Below are 15811 nucleotides of genomic sequence, written 5' to 3' on the forward strand. Positions count from 1 at the left end.
TCGACTCGGGGGCGGCTTGCGGATGCTAGACCATCGGCCGTGCCGCAGGCGAGAACAAAAAGTGTCCACACGCCATCCACAGGGCACGAACAGGGTTATCCCGCGATATAGGGTCGCGGTGAACATCCTACCAGTGCTTGAGCCTGCCCCTCAGTGCAACCACTAGAGCTTGTGTCAGATCGAGTCCGACATCAAGACCGTAAATGAATGCTTACCGACTCGGTTCGCCGCTAAAATGACTCGGTTCATGGCGCCTCGAGCACTTGTCCACAGGCGCGACGCGCGGACCTTCCACGGCTTCGGACTCCGTCAAGAGAACGAACGCCGAACGAAAATATTTCGTGGTGGAAAGTCGTTTCGAAGCCGGACCGGATTCCAAGATGTTGGGCGGTTCGTCCGTTCCGGCCCCCAATCCCTGGGTCAGCGATCGAAGGCGATCCGCACGCTGCTGTTCGGCAGAGTGGGAAAGCGATCGAGCGGCACGCGCAGATCCTGTTCGGGCAGGTGGCCAGGCATGATTCGCAGCAGGGCGAGCGCCCGGCGCAGGACCGCGATCGTCATCCATTCGCCCGGGCAGCGATGATCGGGGAGATACTCACCCGCCCCCTGCGGAATCAGATCATAGCCGCTGCCCTGCCAGCGCAGGAAACGTGCGGGATCGAAACGCTGCGGCTCTGGCCAGAGCCGTGCGTCGTGATTGGTGGCATGCAAGCCGAGCAGCACCCAGTCGCCATCCGCAAATTCGTTGCCACGCCATTCGAACGCCGAGCGGACCCGGCCGCCGATCACCGGGAAGAAGGGATAGAAGCGGCGCACTTCCTGCACGAAGGCAAGCTGGCGTTCGCGCACCTCGCCCGGGCCGGATTCGAGCCATTCGGCAGCATCGCCGTGTTCGTGCAGCGCTAGCGCGGCGAAGGTGACGAAGCGGGCGATCGCGACGATCGGGCGCAGCAGGTTGAGCAACTCGACTCCGGCCTCCTCACGCGTGAGCGGCGCGCCGTCGAGGTCGCGAAATTCGGCGATTCGGGCGAGCGGCGAGTCCGGGCGAGCGGGCAGCCCGCGGCGGACACGATCGATCTGGTCGCGCGCCCAATGTTCGGCGCGGCGGCGCAGCCACAGGCCGCGGGCCAGCTTCGGCCCGACCGCTCCAGCGCCCGCGACCATCGCCGCCAGCTCCTCGGCGCGATCCGGCACATCGCGCTCGGCGACCGCGATGCCGCACCATTCGAGCGCCGCTTCGCACAGCAGCCGCACCGCCGCTTCGTGCAGCGTGATCTCGCTGCGCCCCCGCCATTCGGGCAGCGCGGCGCGCCAGCGGCGCTCGAAAATGTCGGCGAACGACTCGGGCGCGTCGCCGGCCAGCAGATCGAGGAACAGCTGTTTGCGATGGGCGTGCGCGGCGCCGTCGAGCGCCTGGACGCTACCCTTGTCCTGAAGGAGGCGCAGCGTGGTGGGCGGCATCGCACCCACGCGCGACAAGCTCTTGCCGTCGTAGAAGCGTCGCGCCGCCTCTTCGCCCATCATGCAAAGGACGCGCCGACCCATCAGCCGCGTTTCGAACATGTCGCTGCCGAGGTCGCGACAGCGGTTGCCGAGCCAGGGATAGCCTTCGCGCAGGAAGGCGGGCGTGCTGTCGAGCGCGGCAACGCGGGGAATCGATGTCATGGGCAGCAAACCGGGAAGCGGCGTGAGCGTTCCCCCTGCGTCGCTGGCCCCGCCGCGCAGCGTTCCTGCTGGCGCCTATCGGATCAGGGCGCGACCAGAAGGAAGATCGCACGCGAAGCGGCCGGCGTTGCTTCGCCGCAGCGCGAAGCAGGGTTGAGCCCCATATCAGGGCTGATAGGCTGCCGGCGACGAAGGGGAGACTGCATGGCGAAAACGGGTGTGCTGGCCGGGCTGGCGCTGGTGATGGGCGCGAGCGTTCCGGCGCTGGCTCAGGATGCGACGGCGCCCGCGCAAGCGGCGACGCGGGCCGATGGTTCCGCGGATCGGCGCGTTGCCGGCCGGGTGCGGGTCGAGGAAGCATCGATCGCCGAATTGCAGGCGCTGATGGAGTCGGGGGCGGCGACGAGCGAAGCCCTGACCGCAGCCTATCTGGAGCGAATCGCTGCGATGGACCGGCAGGGGCCCACGCTGCGCGCAGTCATCGCGCTCACCCCCGATGCACTCGAACAGGCGCGGCTGCTCGACGCGGAGCGGGCGGCCGGGCGCGTGCGCGGGCCGCTCCACGGCGTTCCCGTGCTCCTCAAGGACAATATCGAGAGCCGCGAGCTGCCGACGACGGCGGGCAGCCTGGCGCTCAAGGATAATCTCACGCGCCGCGACGCGCCGGTGGTGGCGCGGCTGCGCGAAGCGGGCGCGGTGATCCTGGGCAAGACCAATCTCTCGGAATGGGCGAACATCCGCTCGACCGCCTCGATGAGCGGGTGGAGCGCAATCGGCGGACTGGTGCGCAATCCCTATGCGCTCGATCGCACCTCGTGCGGCTCCTCCAGCGGATCGGGCGCGGCGGTGGCGGCGAGTTTCGCCGCGGGCGCGCTGGGCACCGAGACGGACGGATCGGTGGTGTGCCCGGCGGCGATGAACGGGCTCGTGGGGCTGAAGCCGACGATCGGCCTCGTCAGCCGGACGCACATCGTACCGATCAGCCACAGCCAGGACACTGCCGGGCCGATGACGCGCAGCGTGCGCGATGCGGCGATCCTGCTCTCAGCAATGATCGGCAGCGATCCGGCGGACGAGGCGACCCTCGGGGCGGATGCGCACGCGCGCGACTATGCCGCGGGGCTCGACGCCGGTGCGCTCTCCGGGATGCGAATCGGCGTATTGCGCCCGCAGATGCCGGCCGAGCTGGAGGCGAAATACGACGCCGCGCTCGAGGTGCTGCGGGCGCAGGGCGCGGTGCTGGTCGAGGTGGAGCAGCCCGAGCTGGAGGGGCTCGACGAAGCCGAGTTCTTCGTACTGCAGACCGAGTTGAAGAGCGACCTGGCGGACTATCTCGCGAGCTCGCCCGCGCCGCTGCCGGCGCGGACGCTGGCCGAGCTGATCGCGTTCAACGCGGCGAATGCCGAGGCCGAAATGCCGTATTTTGCGCAGGAGATTTTCGAAATGGCCGAGGCGACCGGCGGAGTCGACGATCCCGGCTATGCCGAGGCGCGGGCGAAATCGCTGCGCCTGGCGGGCGCCGAGGGGATCGACGCGATGCTCGCCGAGGGCGACGTGCGGCTGCTCGTCTCGCCTACCTATGGCCTGCCGTGGCTGAGCGATCCGGTGCACGGCGATCAGTTCAGCGGGCCCTCCGCCAGCCAGTTGCCGGCGGTGGCGGGAACGCCGCATCTCACCGTGCCGATGGGGCTGGTCGACGGGCTGCCGGTGGGGCTTTCGTTCATGGGGCCGGCGTACAGCGAGGCGCTGCTGCTCGACGCCGGCCATGGCTATGAGCAGGCGGCCGAAGCGCGCGTGCCGCCGAGCTATGTGCCGAGCGTGGACGCCGGGCCGGGGCTGGAGGGCATCGCGCGGTAGCGCCGCGCGACGCGCGCCTGCCAGAGCAGGAGCAGCGGCACGACGCCGAGCTCGATGCCCAGGCCCGCGAGATGGGCGGCCGAGGGCGGGCCGAGATCGACGAGCGACAGCGCGCGCGCGAGTCCGCCGGCGACGACCATTGCGCCGAGCAGCCGGAATCGGGGGCCCATCGTTTCGATCCGAGGGATGCAACTCGCGAAGCCGAGGCCGAGCATGAGGAAGATGCCCGAAAGATAGCGGAAATGGCTGTCGAGATCGACGCGTGCCGGATCGGCGCCGAGCCATTGCGCTCCGAGCAGGATGCCGGTGCCGGCGGCAAAGATCGGCACCAGCACCGTGAGCGCGACGGCGGCCTGAAGCAGGTGGCGCTCGGCGGAGGGGCTCATTTGCCCTCGTGCTCCAGCAGTTCCTTGCGGACGTGAATCGCCGCGAGCGACATGCGGACTTCGAACAGGAAGAAGACGAGTCCCGACATCAGCAGCAGCATCGAAAGAATGAAGGCGATCGCGACGACGACTCCGAAATGCAGGTCGATCAGCTCCGACACGAACATCAATGCGACGACGAGGCAGATCGCCAGCGCGCTGGCGACGCACAGGAAGATCGCCGAGTTGATGACCGAGATGCGCCGGTCGATCAGGCGGAGCTCCCAGACGTGGCGATCATGCTCCGGGCCGGTGCTGCGCGGATGGAGCTGCTCGAGCTGGCGCGCGCGATCGACGATGCGCGCAAGCCGGCCGACCATGACGTTGAGGATCGCGCCGATGCCGGCGAGCAGGAAGACGGGCGCGATCGCCACCTGGATCGTGGCGGCGACGGTGGAGACGAACGGCGAGCTTTCCATGGCGCCTCTTCTATGCGGGCGGCGCGCGTGAGCCAAACGCAATGGTAACCGCTGGGCAGTAGAGCGGAGGCCATGACGAAGCCGATGCCGCTCGCCGATTTCCCGCGCCTGCCGCCCGCACTGACGGTGGAGGCGGTCGTCGGCCTGTCCGGAACGATCGACGCGGCGGCCGAGGCGGCGCTGCCGAGCCACCGTTTCCTGCGCTATGGCTGGTTCGCCGCGGCGCTGGCCGCCTATGGCGGCCATGCGCGGACGCTGACGGTGTGCCGCGACGGCGCGCCGGTGCTGGCGCTGCCCACTGTGCGGATGGGGCCGGCGGCGCTGGGAATGGCGGCGGTGCCGGGATGCTACTGGCCGTTCCGCAGCTTCCCCGTGCGCGGCGACGCGGGAATCGAAGTGTTCGAGGCGCTGCTGCCCCGGCTCGCGCGCGAAGCGACGGCGCTGCGGATCGGCCCGGTCTATGACGGCGATCCGGCGGTGGAGGGACTGCGCGCGGCGGCCGGGGCGGCGGGCTGGGCCGTGCTCGACCGATTCGTCGCGGAGAGCTTCCTGCTCGACATGGCCGCGTTGTGCGCCGAGGGCGGTTGGCCGCGCAATTCGACGCTGCGCAAGAACCGGTTCCACGAGAAGCATCTGGCGAGCCATGGCGCGCTCGACTGGTCGTTCGTATCCGGGGCGGAGTGGACGCCCGAGGCGTTCGATTCGCTCGCGGCGGTCGAGGAGGCGAGCTGGATCGCGGCGAAGACCGACGGCAGCGACGCGAAATTCACGACGACGGGACACGGCGCCTTCTGGCGCGCGGCGGTGGCCGATCCGGCGCTGGCGGAGATGCTGTGGGCGGCGGTGCTCCGGGTGGACGGTGCGCCGGCGGCCTTTTCGTTCGATCTCAATGCCGGCGAGCTCAAATATGCGATCGCCAACAGCTATGATCCGCAGTTCGCGAAACACTCGCCGGGCAAGCTGCTCTATTACCGCAATTTGGTTCGGGCGCTGGACGACGGCATGACGCACGTCGACTGGGGCGCGGGCGACAGCGGCTACAAGCGCACGATCGGCGCCGAGCCGGGGCCGGCGATACGCGACTGGCTGTTCGTGCGGCCCGGCGCGCCTGCGCTGGCGGCGAAGCTGCTCGGCGGCCTCTGGCGGCGAAGCGGGCAGGCGCCGAGCGCGGCAGCTTCAGCGAGTCAGATCCGCCGGTAGCGGAAATACCAGACTTCGTGGTCCTTGCGGCGGGCCTTCCGTTCGTAGCGGGTTTCGGGCCAGTCGGTGGGGCGCGTAAGGAAATCGTGCGCGCTCGCGGCCTGCCATTCGAAGTCGCGGCGCTGGTTCATCACCATCATCGACCAGCGGCAATAGGTGGGATCGTCGGTGCCGAGCCGGAATTCGGCGCCCGGCTTCAGCTTCGCCGCGATCAGATCGAGCGGGCCGTGGTTCACCATGCGGCGCTTGGCGTGGCGCGCCTTGGGCCAGGGATCGGGATGGAGCAGGTAGAGCCGCTCCAGGCTGGCGTCGGGAAGACGCTCGAGCACCTCGAGCGCGTCGCCCATGTGCAGGCGGACATTGTCCAGCGCGGCGTCACGGATGTGGTTGAGCGCCCCGACCACGCCGTTGAGGAAGGGCTCGCAGCCGATGAAGCCATGATCCGGGCGGGCGGCGGCCTGACCGGCGAGGTGTTCGCCGCCGCCGAAGCCGATTTCGAACTCGAGCGGGCGGCAGTCACCGAACAGCGCCAGCGCGTCGAGCGGCCCGGATTCGGGCACCGCCACGCGCGGCAGCAGTTCCTCGACGAGGGCGGATTGGCCGGCGCGGAGCTTGTGCCCCTGGCGGCGGCCATAGAGACGGCGGATGGTGGCGGGATCGTTCATCGGCTGCGCCGCCTAGCGCAGCCTTGCGCTACAGGAAAGCGGCCGTGGTCAGGCGAGTATCGCAAGCTCCTCGGCGACTGCGAGCTGCGCCGGGGCGCGGGCGGGGCGCTGGTGGTGCTGAAGGCGGCGGTGCGTGGCCGGGAGCTCGCGGCGTGCGAGCACCGCATGCCGGCGGCGAAGCGGCGCCTGGACGATGTCCGCTTCGGCTGCCGAGCGGGGCATGGTGAGTGTGGCAGAGGCGGGGGCGATCCAGTCTCCCTGGACCAGGCGCAGGCCGAGGCCGTGCAGCGTGGCGAGTTCGGCGGCGGTGCGAATCGCAGGCGCGACCAGCGGTGCGCCGGTGCGCCGGGCGAGCCGCAGCACGCCGGCGACGACGAGGCGGCGCGCGGCGCTTGTCTCGAGATTGCGGACGAGCGCCGGATCGAGCGCGACGAAGTGCGGCGTGTGGCGCGCGAGCAGCTGGACGCCGACCGGCCCGGCGGAGAAATCGGTGAAGGCGACCGCGAGCCCCTGTTCGCCGCACGCCCCCACGAGCCGCGCCGCGGCGCCGGGGGCGCCATATTCGTCGGCACTGACGAGGATGACGAGCCGGTGCGCCGGGAGGCGCTGCGCGAACGCTTCGCGCAACAACGCCGCGAGGAGCGTGCGGGCGGGCGCGTCGAGCGCGAGCGGAATGGCGAGCAGCGCACCGCTTTCCGCCAGCCCAGCCGCCACTGCGCTGCGAAGGACCGCGACGGCCGCCGCGGGATCGGCAACGGGGCGGCGAGTCAGCGCCTGATAGGCGAAGGGCTGCGCCGTCTCGGCATCGACGATCGGCTGGAAGGTGACGACATCGGCGGCGAAGACGAGGTCGGGGCGGGCGAGACGGTCGAGCATGTGATTCCTCCTGCTGACCGTTGATTAATGGTTAACGCGCCCGTGGCGGAACTACGGGCGGTGCCGCATTGGAGTCTTCCGCATGGTGGATTCTTCGTAGTGTCCGACTGGCAAAGCCGCTGTTGCCGCGAGTCGCGCGCGTAGGCGGTGCGATCAGCGCAGCGCGGCGCGGCGCACCGAACGCTGTTCGATCAGCGGCAGCGCGCCGATTGCGGGCCGGCCGAAATGATAGCCCTGGAGATAACGGACGCCGAGGCCGCGCAGCGTTGCCGCTTCGGCCGCGGTCTCGATGCCTTCGGCGATTACCGTGACGCCCATGCCGTGGGCCATGCGCAACACGCCTTCGACGATCAGTCGGCGGGGCAGGCTGGATTCGATGCCGCGCACCAGCTCCATATCGAGCTTGATCAGATCCGGCGTGAATCGTGCGAGCAGCCCGAGCCCGGCATGGCCCGCGCCGAAATCGTCGAGCGCAGTGGTGAATCCCATCTCGCGATAGGCAGCGATGATGCCGCCGACATGCGCCACGTCGAGCTGCTGATTCTCGGTGAATTCGAACATCAGCCGTTCGGTCGGGAAACCCGTCGCCCGCGCGGTGCGCAGCGTGAGCTGGATACAGGCGACCGGCGAATAGACTGCGTTGGGCAGGAAATTGATCGAGAGCCGGGCCGGCGTGTCCAGGATACCGGCCTTCACCGCCTGTTCGATCGCGGCCTTGCGGCACGCCTGATCGAAGGCGTAGCGCGTATCCTCGGTAAGCTCCCCGAGCAGCGTGGCTGCGGATGCGCCGTCCGCTCCGCGCACCAGCGCCTCATAGGCGAAGACCGTGTCGGTCTCGATATCGACGATCGGCTGAAAGGCCATTGCGAGCGCGAAATCGGACTCCGCGCCGCGGCATCCCTTGCACCCGCCAGCCTGTCGTGAAAACGCCATCGGACAACACTCCTTGTCGTCCGATGGCGTCGTAATTCGCAATGCCTAAGAAGTGCTTAGGATTGTCTTGATTCGGATCAGGCGAGCGCCGCCTTCAGATCCTCGACCAGATCGGTCTTCTCCCAAGGGAAGAAATCGCCCTCGGCGGCGCGGCCGAAATGGCCATAGGCGGCGGTTTTCGCATAGATCGGCTTGTTGAGGCCGAGATGGGTGCGGATCGCGCGCGGGGTGAGGCCGCCCAGCTTCTCGATCTTGCCGAGCGCCTGTTCGATCCTGTCGTCGCCGACGGTGCCGGTGCCGTGCGTATCGACATAGAGCGACAACGGCTTGGAGACGCCGATCGCATAGGCGAGCTGGATCGTGCAGCGCTTGGCAAGGCCGGCAGCGACGATGTTCTTGGCGAGGTAGCGCGTGATGTACGCCGCCGAGCGATCGACCTTGGTCGGATCCTTGCCGCTGAACGCGCCGCCGCCATGCGGGGCCGCGCCGCCATAGGTGTCGACGATGATCTTGCGGCCGGTGAGGCCGGCGTCGCCGTCCGGTCCGCCGATCACGAAGCTGCCGGTGGGGTTGATGTGATATTCGGTCGCGTCCGACAGCAGCTCGGCCGGGATTACGTCGGCGACGACCTTCTTCACATAGGCCTTGAGCTCGGCTTCCTTGTCGCCCGCGTCATAGCCTTCTGCGTGCTGGGTCGACACGACGATCGCGGTGCAGGCGACCGGCTTGCCGTTCGAATAGCGGAGCGTGACCTGGCTCTTGGCGTCGGGCTCGAGGAACGGGGCCGCGCCCGAATGGCGGTCGGCGGCCATGCGCTCGAGGATCTTGTGGCTGTAATAGAGCGTCGCCGGCATCAGCTCGGGCGTGTCGTCGATCGCATAGCCGAACATGATGCCCTGGTCGCCGGCGCCTTCGTCCTTGTTGCCGCTGGCGTCGACGCCCTGCGCGATGTGGGCCGACTGGCCGTGCAGACGGTTCTCGAAGGTGAGCGTCTTCCAGTGGAAGCCTTCCTGCTCATAGCCGATGCGCTTCACGGTATCGCGCACCGTCTTCTCGATTTCGTCAAGCGCGCCCGGAGCCCAGTCGCCATTCTCGTACACGCCCTTGCAGCGGATCTCGCCGGCGAGCGCGACGAACTGAGTCGTGGTCAGCGTTTCGCAGGCGACGCGCGCTTCGGGGTCCTTCGACAGGAACAGATCAACAATGGCGTCGGAGATCTGGTCGGAAACCTTGTCGGGATGACCCTCGGACACCGATTCGGACGTGAAGAGAAAGTCGGAACGCATGGATTTCCTCTGGCTTCGGGTAGGCATCCGGCCGGATCGCCGGATATAAAGCTTTCGTTATATGGGCCTAGCGAGCGAACCGGCGGATGGCAATGGCCCCACCCGCGAACAGCAGGGCGACGAGCAAGGCGAGCCAGTTGCCGAGCCGGGCGAACAGCGTTGGCGGATGCGGGCGCGGCAGCGGCACTTCGACTGCGTCGGCGGTGCCCGGCGCGATCGACGCGAGAAGGCGTCCATCGGCATCGATCACCGCGGAGATGCCGGTCGGCGTGGCGCGCAGGATCGGCAGCCCTTCCTCGAGCGCGCGCATCCGCGCCTGGGCGAGATGCTGGGGCGGGCCCCAGCTGCCGAACCAGGCATCGTTGGAGGGATTGAAGAGCAGAGCGGGACGGTTGCCGGGATCGACGACCTGGCCCGAGAAGATGATCTCGTAGCAGATCTGCATGCCGACGGTGCCAAAGCCCGGCACCGCAAGTCCCTGCGGCCCCGGGCCGGGAATGAAATCGATATCCCCCATCACCAACCGGGCAAGGCCGAGCGGGCCGAGGAAGGCGCGCAGCGGCAGATATTCGCCATAGGGAACGAGGTGCGCCTTGTCGTAGCGGCCGGCGAGTTGCGCATCGGGCGTGACGACGAACACCGAATTGCTGGCTCCGGTGACCGTCCTGGCCTCGTCGAAGAGAAGGGCGTTGCCGCCGACGAGCGCACGGTCGCGGGGGCCGAGCAGCGCGGCGATGCGGCGGCGGACCATTTCGGCCGAGCCCTGCCAATACCATTGCTGCGGATAGCCGCTTTCGATGTAGTAATTGACCATCCCCTCCGGCCAGACGACAAGCCGTGGCGCCGGCCCGGGGCCGCCGCTGAGACCGATCAGTGCTGCGAACACCCGCTCGGCATAGTCGGGGTCGCTGACGCCTTCCTGGCCGATGTTCGGCTGGACGACGCGCACGCGCGGATGATCGGCCGGATAATCGGGCGGCGCGCCGGGCGAGAGGAAGACGAGCGCCAGCGCGAACACGCCGGCGAGCGCGGCGGGCAGCTTCCAGTCGCGGCGCACGAGCAGGAGGAGCGCGCCCGCGGCGAGGATCGTCACGCCCGACAGCGCATAGGTGCCGACCAGCTGGGCGAGCTGGGCGATGCCGAGCAGCGGCAGCCAGGCGACGCCGAGCGGATTCCAGCTGTAGCCGGTGAACATCGTCGCGCGCAGCCACTCGGTGACGATCCAGCCAGCCGCGAAGATCAGTACATAGGGCGCGTCGGGAGTGGTTCCCCTGCGGCCGTATTTCCAAGCGAGACCCGCGGCCATCGCCGGATAGACCGCGAGATAGAGCGCCAGCAGCACTACCGCGAAATAGCCGAGCACGGGCGGCATCTTGTCCTGATAGTCGAAAGCGTGCTGAATCCAGTTGTTGCCGATGGTGAAATGGCCGACGCCGAACACCCAGCCGCGCAGCAGCGCCGATCGGAGGGTGGGCGCGGCGAACACCAGCCAGAGCAACACCGCAAGGCAGGCGAGCAGCACCGGCCAGAGCGAGAGCGGCGCGAAGCCGGCGGCGGAGGCCGTGCCTGCCACGAGGAGCGTGAGGAGCGGGCGACGAAGCATGGGTGGGGCCTAGCCGATCCGCACGAGCAACGGGAGAGCCAAACGCCGCAGTACTCGCGTGCATCCTCGCGGTGTCCGTGCCGGTCTGGTAGCGCTGCCGAGGCAACGCCCGCGCGGAGTGGGCGTTCGCCAGGAAGCCGTTGCCAATGAAGGAAGCGCCGATGCCCGAGCCAATCACCGTCGAGATTCCCCATGGCCTCGGCCGCGACGCGGCGAAGGAACGGATCGACAAGGGGATCGGCAAGCTGGCCGACATGTTCCCGGGCGGCGGAACGGTGGAACATCGCTGGGAAGGCGACACCATGGCGTTCACCGTTGAGGCCATGGATCAGCGCATCGCGTGCCGCCTCGACGTGGAGGAAGACAAGGTGCGCGCGCAGATCGATCTGCCGCCGTTCCTCGCACTATTCGCCGAGAAGATCCGCGCCAAGCTCACGCGCGAAGGGCCCAAATTGCTCGAATGAGCGGAACAGGAAGGCAGGATCGGGATTTGTCGAGAGCATGTCGTTGTCCCCGCGATACGAGGCCTGGCTCCGCCGCCGCAGATTTCGTCGGACGCTGGCGATCGGCGCCGCGGGTACGCTGGTGCTCGGCGCTTGCGGGGGAGCGATGCTCGCGCAGTTCACGCGGTCGGGAATGAACGACTATTATCTCTATGCCCGGCCGGCGCAGCATGCCGTTGCGCAATCGCTGCCGCGCCCCGAAAGCGCCTGGGCGCGCGAGTTCGGCCAGGAATTCAGGCCCGCCGAGCCAATCTGGTCCGAAGCGCGCAACCGCGACTATCAGCCAGTGCGGTACGAGGCGCCCTGACGGCGCCGCCGGTCAGCGCGGCGCGGCGCTGACCCGCCAGATGACGTTGCCGACGTCATCCGCCACCAGGAGCGCGCCGCCGCTATCCGCGGCGACCCCGACGGGGCGCCCCTGCGCCTCGCCTTCCGCGTTGAGAAATCCGGTGAGCACGTCGACGGGCTTTGCGCCGGGAACGGGGAAGCCATTGTCGCCGAACGGCACGAAGACGACCTTGTAGCCCGACGGCGGGACACGGTTCCACGAGCCGTGCAGCCCGACGAAGGCGCCTTGGGCGAAGCGATCGCCCAGGCGAGTCTCGCCGGAAAAGGCGAGGCCGAGCGGCGCCGTGTGCGCCCCCAATGCATAGTCCGGGCGCTTGGTATATTCGAGCAGATCGGGCCGGCCGGGACGGACGCGCTTGTCCTCATAGCCGCCCCAATAGCTCCAGGGCCAACCGTAGAAGGCGCCGAAATCAACTTGCGTCAGATAATCGGGCGGCATGTCCGATCCCATCATGTCGCGCTCGTTGACCACGGCCCACAGCCGTTGCGTCACCGGCTCGAACGCCATGCCGACCGGATTGCGCAGCCCCCAGGCATAGAGGCGCGAGCTGCCGTTCTCGGGATTCACCTGGATGATGCGGGCGCGGCCCTCCTCCGCCTCCAGGCCATTCTCGGCGATGTTCGAGGCCGAGCCGATGCTGACGAAGAGCGATCGGCCATCGGGAGCAGCGACGACGTCGCGGGTCCAGTGGTTGCCGCCGCCGGGCAGATCGACGACCTTTTCGGGGGCGCCGGTGATCCGTGTCTGGCCGACGCGGAAGGGGTAGCGCACGAGCGCATCGGTATTGGCGATGTAGAGCCAGTCGCCGAGCAGCGCCATTCCGAACGGCGAGTTCAGCCCCTGTTCCGCCGTCAGCAGCGGCGATCGCGCATCCGCGGCGCCGTCGCCGTCGGTATCGCGCAGCAGCGTGATGCGGTTTGCCGAAGGGACGCCGGCGCCTGCCCGGTCCATCATCCACTCCATCACCAGGCCGGTGATGCCGCCGCCTTCGCGCGGAGGCGAATTGGTTTCGGCGACCAGCACGTCGCCGTTGGGGAGACGATGCAGCCAGCGCGGATGATCGAGGCCGCTCGCGAACGGCGCGACCGCAAGCCCCTCGGCGGCCTGTGGCGACGCACCATCGGGCCAGCCGACCGCCTCGGCGATCTCCATCGTCGGGAAATCCTCGGTCCGCGGCGGCGTGATTTCCGGCTGGCGTCCGCTCACCGCATCGACGGAAAGCCGCGCCACGTCCGGGCGGCTGATCCAGAACCAGACCGCGGCGATGAGCGCGACGAAGATGGCGAGAACGATCAGGAAGGACTTGCGCATGCCGCCAGAATAGGCCGCACGCGGCCCGGCGGCTAGGGCGTTTCGCGCGTTCGCAGGCGGTCGGGCGGAGGAGCCCCGGACGGTCAGTCGGTCGCTTCGGCTTCACTGGGCGGGTGGAGGCGCAGGCGGCTTACCCGGCGTGTGTCGGCGTCGAGAATCTCGAGCGTCCAGCCGCTGTCATGCGCGAGGCATTCGCCCTGCTGCGGCACATGGCCGGCGAGGACGAAGGCGAGGCCGCCGAGCGTCTCGACATCCTCTTCCACATCGGCGAGCCGCGCGTCGATCGCCTCCGCCACGTCCTCGAGCTCGGCACGGGCGTCGGCTTCCCAGATGCCATCGTCGAGCGGCACCAGCAGCGCCTGCGGCGCCTCATCATGCTCGTCCTCGATCTCGCCGACGATCTCCTCGATCAGATCCTCGATCGTGATGAGACCCTCGGTGCCCGAATATTCGTCGAGCACGATCGCAAGATGCGTCCGCCGCAGCCGCATCTGCGCGAGCAGATCGAGCGCGCCCATCGACTGGGGGACATAGAGCGGCTGGCGCAGAAGCCCGGAGAGCGACGCCGGCGGCTCGGCGCCGGTCGCGAGGATCGCGAACACGTCCTTCACGTGGATCATGCCGACGACGGTATCGAGCTTCTCGCGATAGACCGGCAGGCGGCTGTGCCCTGCCTCGGCGAAAATCGCGACCAGCTCGGCAAAGGGAGTCGATTCCTCGATGGCGATGATGTCGGCGCGCGGCACGCCCACGTCACCGGCGTCGCGTTCGCCGAAATGAAGCAGATTGCGCAGCATCTGCCGCTCGATCGGCGCGAGATCCCCGGCCTGGGGGAGACCCGCCTCGCGCTCATGCTCGGCGATCGCCTCCTCGATGCGATCCCGCAATGTTTCGGCCTGTTCGTCGCCGAACAGCAGGGTACGAAGCCCGCGCCATATTCCGCCGCTGTCGGAGCTACTGTCGCCGTTTCCGGTACTACTGGGGCCTTCGGCCATCGTCGGTGTCAGTCCTCGTGCATCGGATAAGGGTCGTGCAGGCCCATGTCCCTGAGCGCGGCACGTTCCATCGCTTCCATCGCCTCGGCCTCGGCAGTCCCCTGTTCGTGATCATAGCCTAGCAGATGCAGCATGCCGTGGACAATCAGGTGCGTGGCATGATCCTCGATCGCGATGGATTTCTCGGCCGCTTCCGCCGCGCAGACGCCGTGGGCGAGGACGATGTCGCCCAACAGCACCTCGCCGTCATCGCTGTTCAGCGTCACCGTCTGCAGCAGATCCTGCTGAACCATTGGAAAGGACAGCACGTTGGTGGGCTTGTCCTTCCCGCGATAGTCGCGGTTGAGCGCATGGACTTCAGCGTCGGTGGTCAGGCGTACCGAAACCTCGATCAGCGTCGGCAGTTTCGGCCACTCCGCGAAGGGCGTCTCGGCAAGCGCGGCAGTGGCGGCGCGCGCGGCGAGTGCATCCCAGTCGCGGTCGGGCCATGGCGCTTCATGCTGGGCAGCAACGTCGAGCATTCAAACCTTCCTGTCAGGCGAAATCGCCGGGGGCGAGACCCCCGCCCATTGTGCGTAACGCGGCGGCGCCGGTTTTGCCGCAGCCACGGGCGAAACAATCGCGAAATCCAGTGCGGCCGCGCGGCATCCCGTTGCCGGGGATGAGCGCACATTCCGAATATCGGCCGCCGCTCCCTCGCTTCAATCCCCGCCTTCATAGGCATCGACGATACGGCCGACGATCGGATGACGGACGACGTCGGCGGCGGTGAAGCGGACCATCTCCATGCCCTCGATCCCGTCCAGCCGGGTGACGGCGTCGTTCAGGCCCGAGGCGCGCGGACCGCCGGGAAGATCGGTCTGGTTCGGATCGCCGCAGACCACCATCCGGCTGTTCTGGCCGAAGCGGGTGAGGAACATCTTCATCTGCATCGGCGTGGTATTCTGCGCCTCGTCGAGGATGACGAAGGCGTCCGCCAGCGTGCGGCCGCGCATGAAGGCGATCGGCGCGATCTCGATCTCGCCCGAGGCGATGCGCCGCTCGACCTGCTCGGCGGGAAGGCAGTCGTAGAGCGCGTCGTAGAGCGGGCGCAGATAGGGATCGACCTTCTCCTTCATGTCGCCGGGCAGGAAGCCGATCCGCTCGCCCGCCTCCACCGCAGGGCGCGAGAGGATGAGCCGCTGGACGCTGCCGGTGATGAGCTGCGCCACCGCCTGCGCGACCGCGAGATAGGTCTTGCCGGTGCCGGCCGGTCCGAGCGCGAAGATGATGTCGTTCGAGACGAGCGCATGCATGTAGCGCGTCTGGGTGACCGAGCGGGGAACGATCGTCTTCTTGCGGGTGCGGATCATGATCGACGGGGGCGGCGCGCCGGTTTCCGCCGAGATGATGCCGGTGAGCGTCGGCTCGGATGCCATGGCGATGACGGCATCGATCAGCCCGGTGTCGATCTCTTCGCCGCGCATGACGCGGCCGTGGAGTTCCTGCAGCACCTCGCGGGCATGGCCGACAGCTTCCGCCGAGCCTTCGATCACCACGCGCTGGCCGCGGGCGTGGATATAGACGCCGAGCCGCTCCTCGAGCGCCAGAATGTTGCTGTCATACTCGCCGAAGAGCTGGGGCAGGAGCTGCGGCTTGTCGAACGTCACCTCGACCCGGCTGCGTTCGCCGGACCGGGCGGGGACGGGCTTGCGACTCATGCGGTCCTTTCAGGCCGGGGTGCG

16 protein-coding genes are annotated in these 15811 nt (G+C 68.4%); 4 read left to right on the forward strand and 12 right to left on the reverse strand.

Going from position 1 to position 15811, the window contains the following annotated elements; genetic code table 11:
* Nucleotides 1-420: 420 nt before the first annotated feature.
* Nucleotides 421-1665 (reverse strand): cytochrome P450, encoded by a 1245-nt coding sequence (locus tag ACQ450_RS13090; RefSeq protein WP_431469595.1) that lies wholly within the window; start codon nucleotides 1663-1665, stop codon nucleotides 421-423.
* Nucleotides 1666-1869: 204 nt separating this feature from the next.
* Here ACQ450_RS13090 and ACQ450_RS13095 point away from each other — a divergent pair, with 204 nt between their 5' ends.
* Complete coding sequence (locus ACQ450_RS13095) at nucleotides 1870-3522, forward strand: amidase (protein ID WP_431469596.1); 1653 nt, start codon at nucleotides 1870-1872, stop codon at nucleotides 3520-3522.
* On the opposite strand, the gene ACQ450_RS13100 is transcribed toward ACQ450_RS13095, so the two are convergent.
* Entirely contained in the window at nucleotides 3471-3908 is a 438-nt protein-coding gene (locus ACQ450_RS13100) for a DUF4345 domain-containing protein (RefSeq protein WP_188054119.1), read from the reverse strand. The two genes, ACQ450_RS13095 and ACQ450_RS13100, sit on opposite strands and share 52 nt — an antisense overlap.
* Nucleotides 3905-4366 (reverse strand): DUF2721 domain-containing protein, encoded by a 462-nt coding sequence (locus ACQ450_RS13105; RefSeq protein WP_431469597.1) that lies wholly within the window; start codon nucleotides 4364-4366, stop codon nucleotides 3905-3907. The genes ACQ450_RS13100 and ACQ450_RS13105 overlap by 4 nt, the downstream gene beginning before the upstream one ends.
* A 72-nt stretch (nucleotides 4367-4438) precedes the next feature.
* Between ACQ450_RS13105 and ACQ450_RS13110 the strand changes: the two genes are divergently transcribed.
* Entirely contained in the window at nucleotides 4439-5566 is a 1128-nt protein-coding gene (locus ACQ450_RS13110; RefSeq protein ID WP_431469598.1) for a GNAT family N-acetyltransferase, read from the forward strand.
* Here ACQ450_RS13110 and trmB read toward each other — a convergent pair.
* From trmB to lnt, 5 genes are all read right to left on the reverse strand, one after another.
* Complete coding sequence (gene trmB / locus ACQ450_RS13115) at nucleotides 5551-6231, reverse strand: tRNA (guanine(46)-N(7))-methyltransferase TrmB (protein WP_431469599.1); 681 nt, start codon at nucleotides 6229-6231, stop codon at nucleotides 5551-5553. The genes ACQ450_RS13110 and trmB overlap by 16 nt on opposite strands.
* A 48-nt stretch (nucleotides 6232-6279) precedes the next feature.
* Entirely contained in the window at nucleotides 6280-7107 is an 828-nt protein-coding gene (locus ACQ450_RS13120; RefSeq protein ID WP_431469600.1) for an EAL domain-containing protein, read from the reverse strand.
* A 153-nt stretch (nucleotides 7108-7260) separates the two neighbouring features.
* On the reverse strand, nucleotides 7261-7971 hold the full coding sequence (locus tag ACQ450_RS13125; RefSeq protein ID WP_188054168.1) for an EAL domain-containing protein: 711 nt from the start codon (nucleotides 7969-7971) through the stop codon (nucleotides 7261-7263).
* A 146-nt stretch (nucleotides 7972-8117) separates the two neighbouring features.
* The gene (gene metK, locus ACQ450_RS13130) at nucleotides 8118-9326 is read right to left on the reverse strand and encodes a methionine adenosyltransferase (protein WP_431469601.1); all 1209 of its coding nucleotides are present in this window, start codon (nucleotides 9324-9326) and stop codon (nucleotides 8118-8120) included.
* Between the two features lie 67 nt (nucleotides 9327-9393).
* The gene (gene lnt, locus ACQ450_RS13135; RefSeq protein WP_431469602.1) at nucleotides 9394-10929 is read right to left on the reverse strand and encodes an apolipoprotein N-acyltransferase; all 1536 of its coding nucleotides are present in this window, start codon (nucleotides 10927-10929) and stop codon (nucleotides 9394-9396) included.
* A gap of 161 nt (nucleotides 10930-11090) precedes the next feature.
* Between lnt and ACQ450_RS13140 the strand changes: the two genes are divergently transcribed.
* Together ACQ450_RS13140 and ACQ450_RS13145 are read left to right on the forward strand one after the other, a co-directional pair.
* On the forward strand, nucleotides 11091-11393 hold the full coding sequence (locus ACQ450_RS13140) for a polyhydroxyalkanoic acid system family protein (RefSeq protein ID WP_431469603.1): 303 nt from the start codon (nucleotides 11091-11093) through the stop codon (nucleotides 11391-11393).
* Between the two features lie 37 nt (nucleotides 11394-11430).
* On the forward strand, nucleotides 11431-11739 hold the full coding sequence (locus tag ACQ450_RS13145) for a hypothetical protein (RefSeq protein ID WP_431469604.1): 309 nt from the start codon (nucleotides 11431-11433) through the stop codon (nucleotides 11737-11739).
* Between the two features lie 12 nt (nucleotides 11740-11751).
* On the opposite strand, the gene ACQ450_RS13150 is transcribed toward ACQ450_RS13145, so the two are convergent.
* From ACQ450_RS13150 to ACQ450_RS13165, 4 genes are all read right to left on the reverse strand, one after another.
* Nucleotides 11752-13092, reverse strand: a complete 1341-nt coding sequence (locus ACQ450_RS13150) for a PQQ-dependent sugar dehydrogenase (protein WP_431469605.1) — start codon at nucleotides 13090-13092, stop codon at nucleotides 11752-11754.
* Nucleotides 13093-13175: 83 nt separating this feature from the next.
* Entirely contained in the window at nucleotides 13176-14087 is a 912-nt protein-coding gene (locus ACQ450_RS13155) for a hemolysin family protein (protein WP_431469606.1), read from the reverse strand.
* Nucleotides 14088-14095: 8 nt separating this feature from the next.
* On the reverse strand, nucleotides 14096-14608 hold the full coding sequence (gene ybeY, locus ACQ450_RS13160) for an rRNA maturation RNase YbeY (protein WP_188054175.1): 513 nt from the start codon (nucleotides 14606-14608) through the stop codon (nucleotides 14096-14098).
* 180 nt (nucleotides 14609-14788) lie between these two features.
* Nucleotides 14789-15787 carry a PhoH family protein gene (locus ACQ450_RS13165; RefSeq protein WP_188054176.1) on the reverse strand — a complete coding sequence of 333 codons (999 nt, stop codon included), beginning with the start codon at nucleotides 15785-15787 and terminating at the stop codon, nucleotides 14789-14791.
* Nucleotides 15788-15811 lie beyond the last annotated feature (24 nt).

The sequence above is a fragment of the Sphingosinithalassobacter sp. LHW66-3 genome (assembly GCF_050703275.1).
GTDB lineage: Bacteria > Pseudomonadota > Alphaproteobacteria > Sphingomonadales > Sphingomonadaceae > Sphingomonas.

Excerpts from the sequence above, each read along its gene's own strand:
- ACQ450_RS13090 (WP_431469595.1), bottom strand. The coding sequence starts at position 1,665 with ATGACATCGATTCCCCGCGTTGCCGCGCTCGACAGCACGCCCGCCTTC.
- ACQ450_RS13095 (WP_431469596.1), top strand. The coding sequence starts at position 1,870 with ATGGCGAAAACGGGTGTGCTGGCCGGGCTGGCGCTGGTGATGGGCGCG.
- ACQ450_RS13100 (WP_188054119.1), bottom strand. The coding sequence starts at position 3,908 with ATGAGCCCCTCCGCCGAGCGCCACCTGCTTCAGGCCGCCGTCGCGCTC.
- ACQ450_RS13105 (WP_431469597.1), bottom strand. The coding sequence starts at position 4,366 with ATGGAAAGCTCGCCGTTCGTCTCCACCGTCGCCGCCACGATCCAGGTG.
- ACQ450_RS13110 (WP_431469598.1), top strand. The coding sequence starts at position 4,439 with ATGACGAAGCCGATGCCGCTCGCCGATTTCCCGCGCCTGCCGCCCGCA.
- trmB (WP_431469599.1), bottom strand. The coding sequence starts at position 6,231 with ATGAACGATCCCGCCACCATCCGCCGTCTCTATGGCCGCCGCCAGGGG.
- ACQ450_RS13120 (WP_431469600.1), bottom strand. The coding sequence starts at position 7,107 with ATGCTCGACCGTCTCGCCCGCCCCGACCTCGTCTTCGCCGCCGATGTC.
- ACQ450_RS13125 (WP_188054168.1), bottom strand. The coding sequence starts at position 7,971 with ATGGCCTTTCAGCCGATCGTCGATATCGAGACCGACACGGTCTTCGCC.
- metK (WP_431469601.1), bottom strand. The coding sequence starts at position 9,326 with ATGCGTTCCGACTTTCTCTTCACGTCCGAATCGGTGTCCGAGGGTCAT.
- lnt (WP_431469602.1), bottom strand. The coding sequence starts at position 10,929 with ATGCTTCGTCGCCCGCTCCTCACGCTCCTCGTGGCAGGCACGGCCTCC.
- ACQ450_RS13140 (WP_431469603.1), top strand. The coding sequence starts at position 11,091 with ATGCCCGAGCCAATCACCGTCGAGATTCCCCATGGCCTCGGCCGCGAC.
- ACQ450_RS13145 (WP_431469604.1), top strand. The coding sequence starts at position 11,431 with ATGTCGTTGTCCCCGCGATACGAGGCCTGGCTCCGCCGCCGCAGATTT.
- ACQ450_RS13150 (WP_431469605.1), bottom strand. The coding sequence starts at position 13,092 with ATGCGCAAGTCCTTCCTGATCGTTCTCGCCATCTTCGTCGCGCTCATC.
- ACQ450_RS13155 (WP_431469606.1), bottom strand. The coding sequence starts at position 14,087 with ATGGCCGAAGGCCCCAGTAGTACCGGAAACGGCGACAGTAGCTCCGAC.
- ybeY (WP_188054175.1), bottom strand. The coding sequence starts at position 14,608 with ATGCTCGACGTTGCTGCCCAGCATGAAGCGCCATGGCCCGACCGCGAC.
- ACQ450_RS13165 (WP_188054176.1), bottom strand. The coding sequence starts at position 15,787 with ATGAGTCGCAAGCCCGTCCCCGCCCGGTCCGGCGAACGCAGCCGGGTC.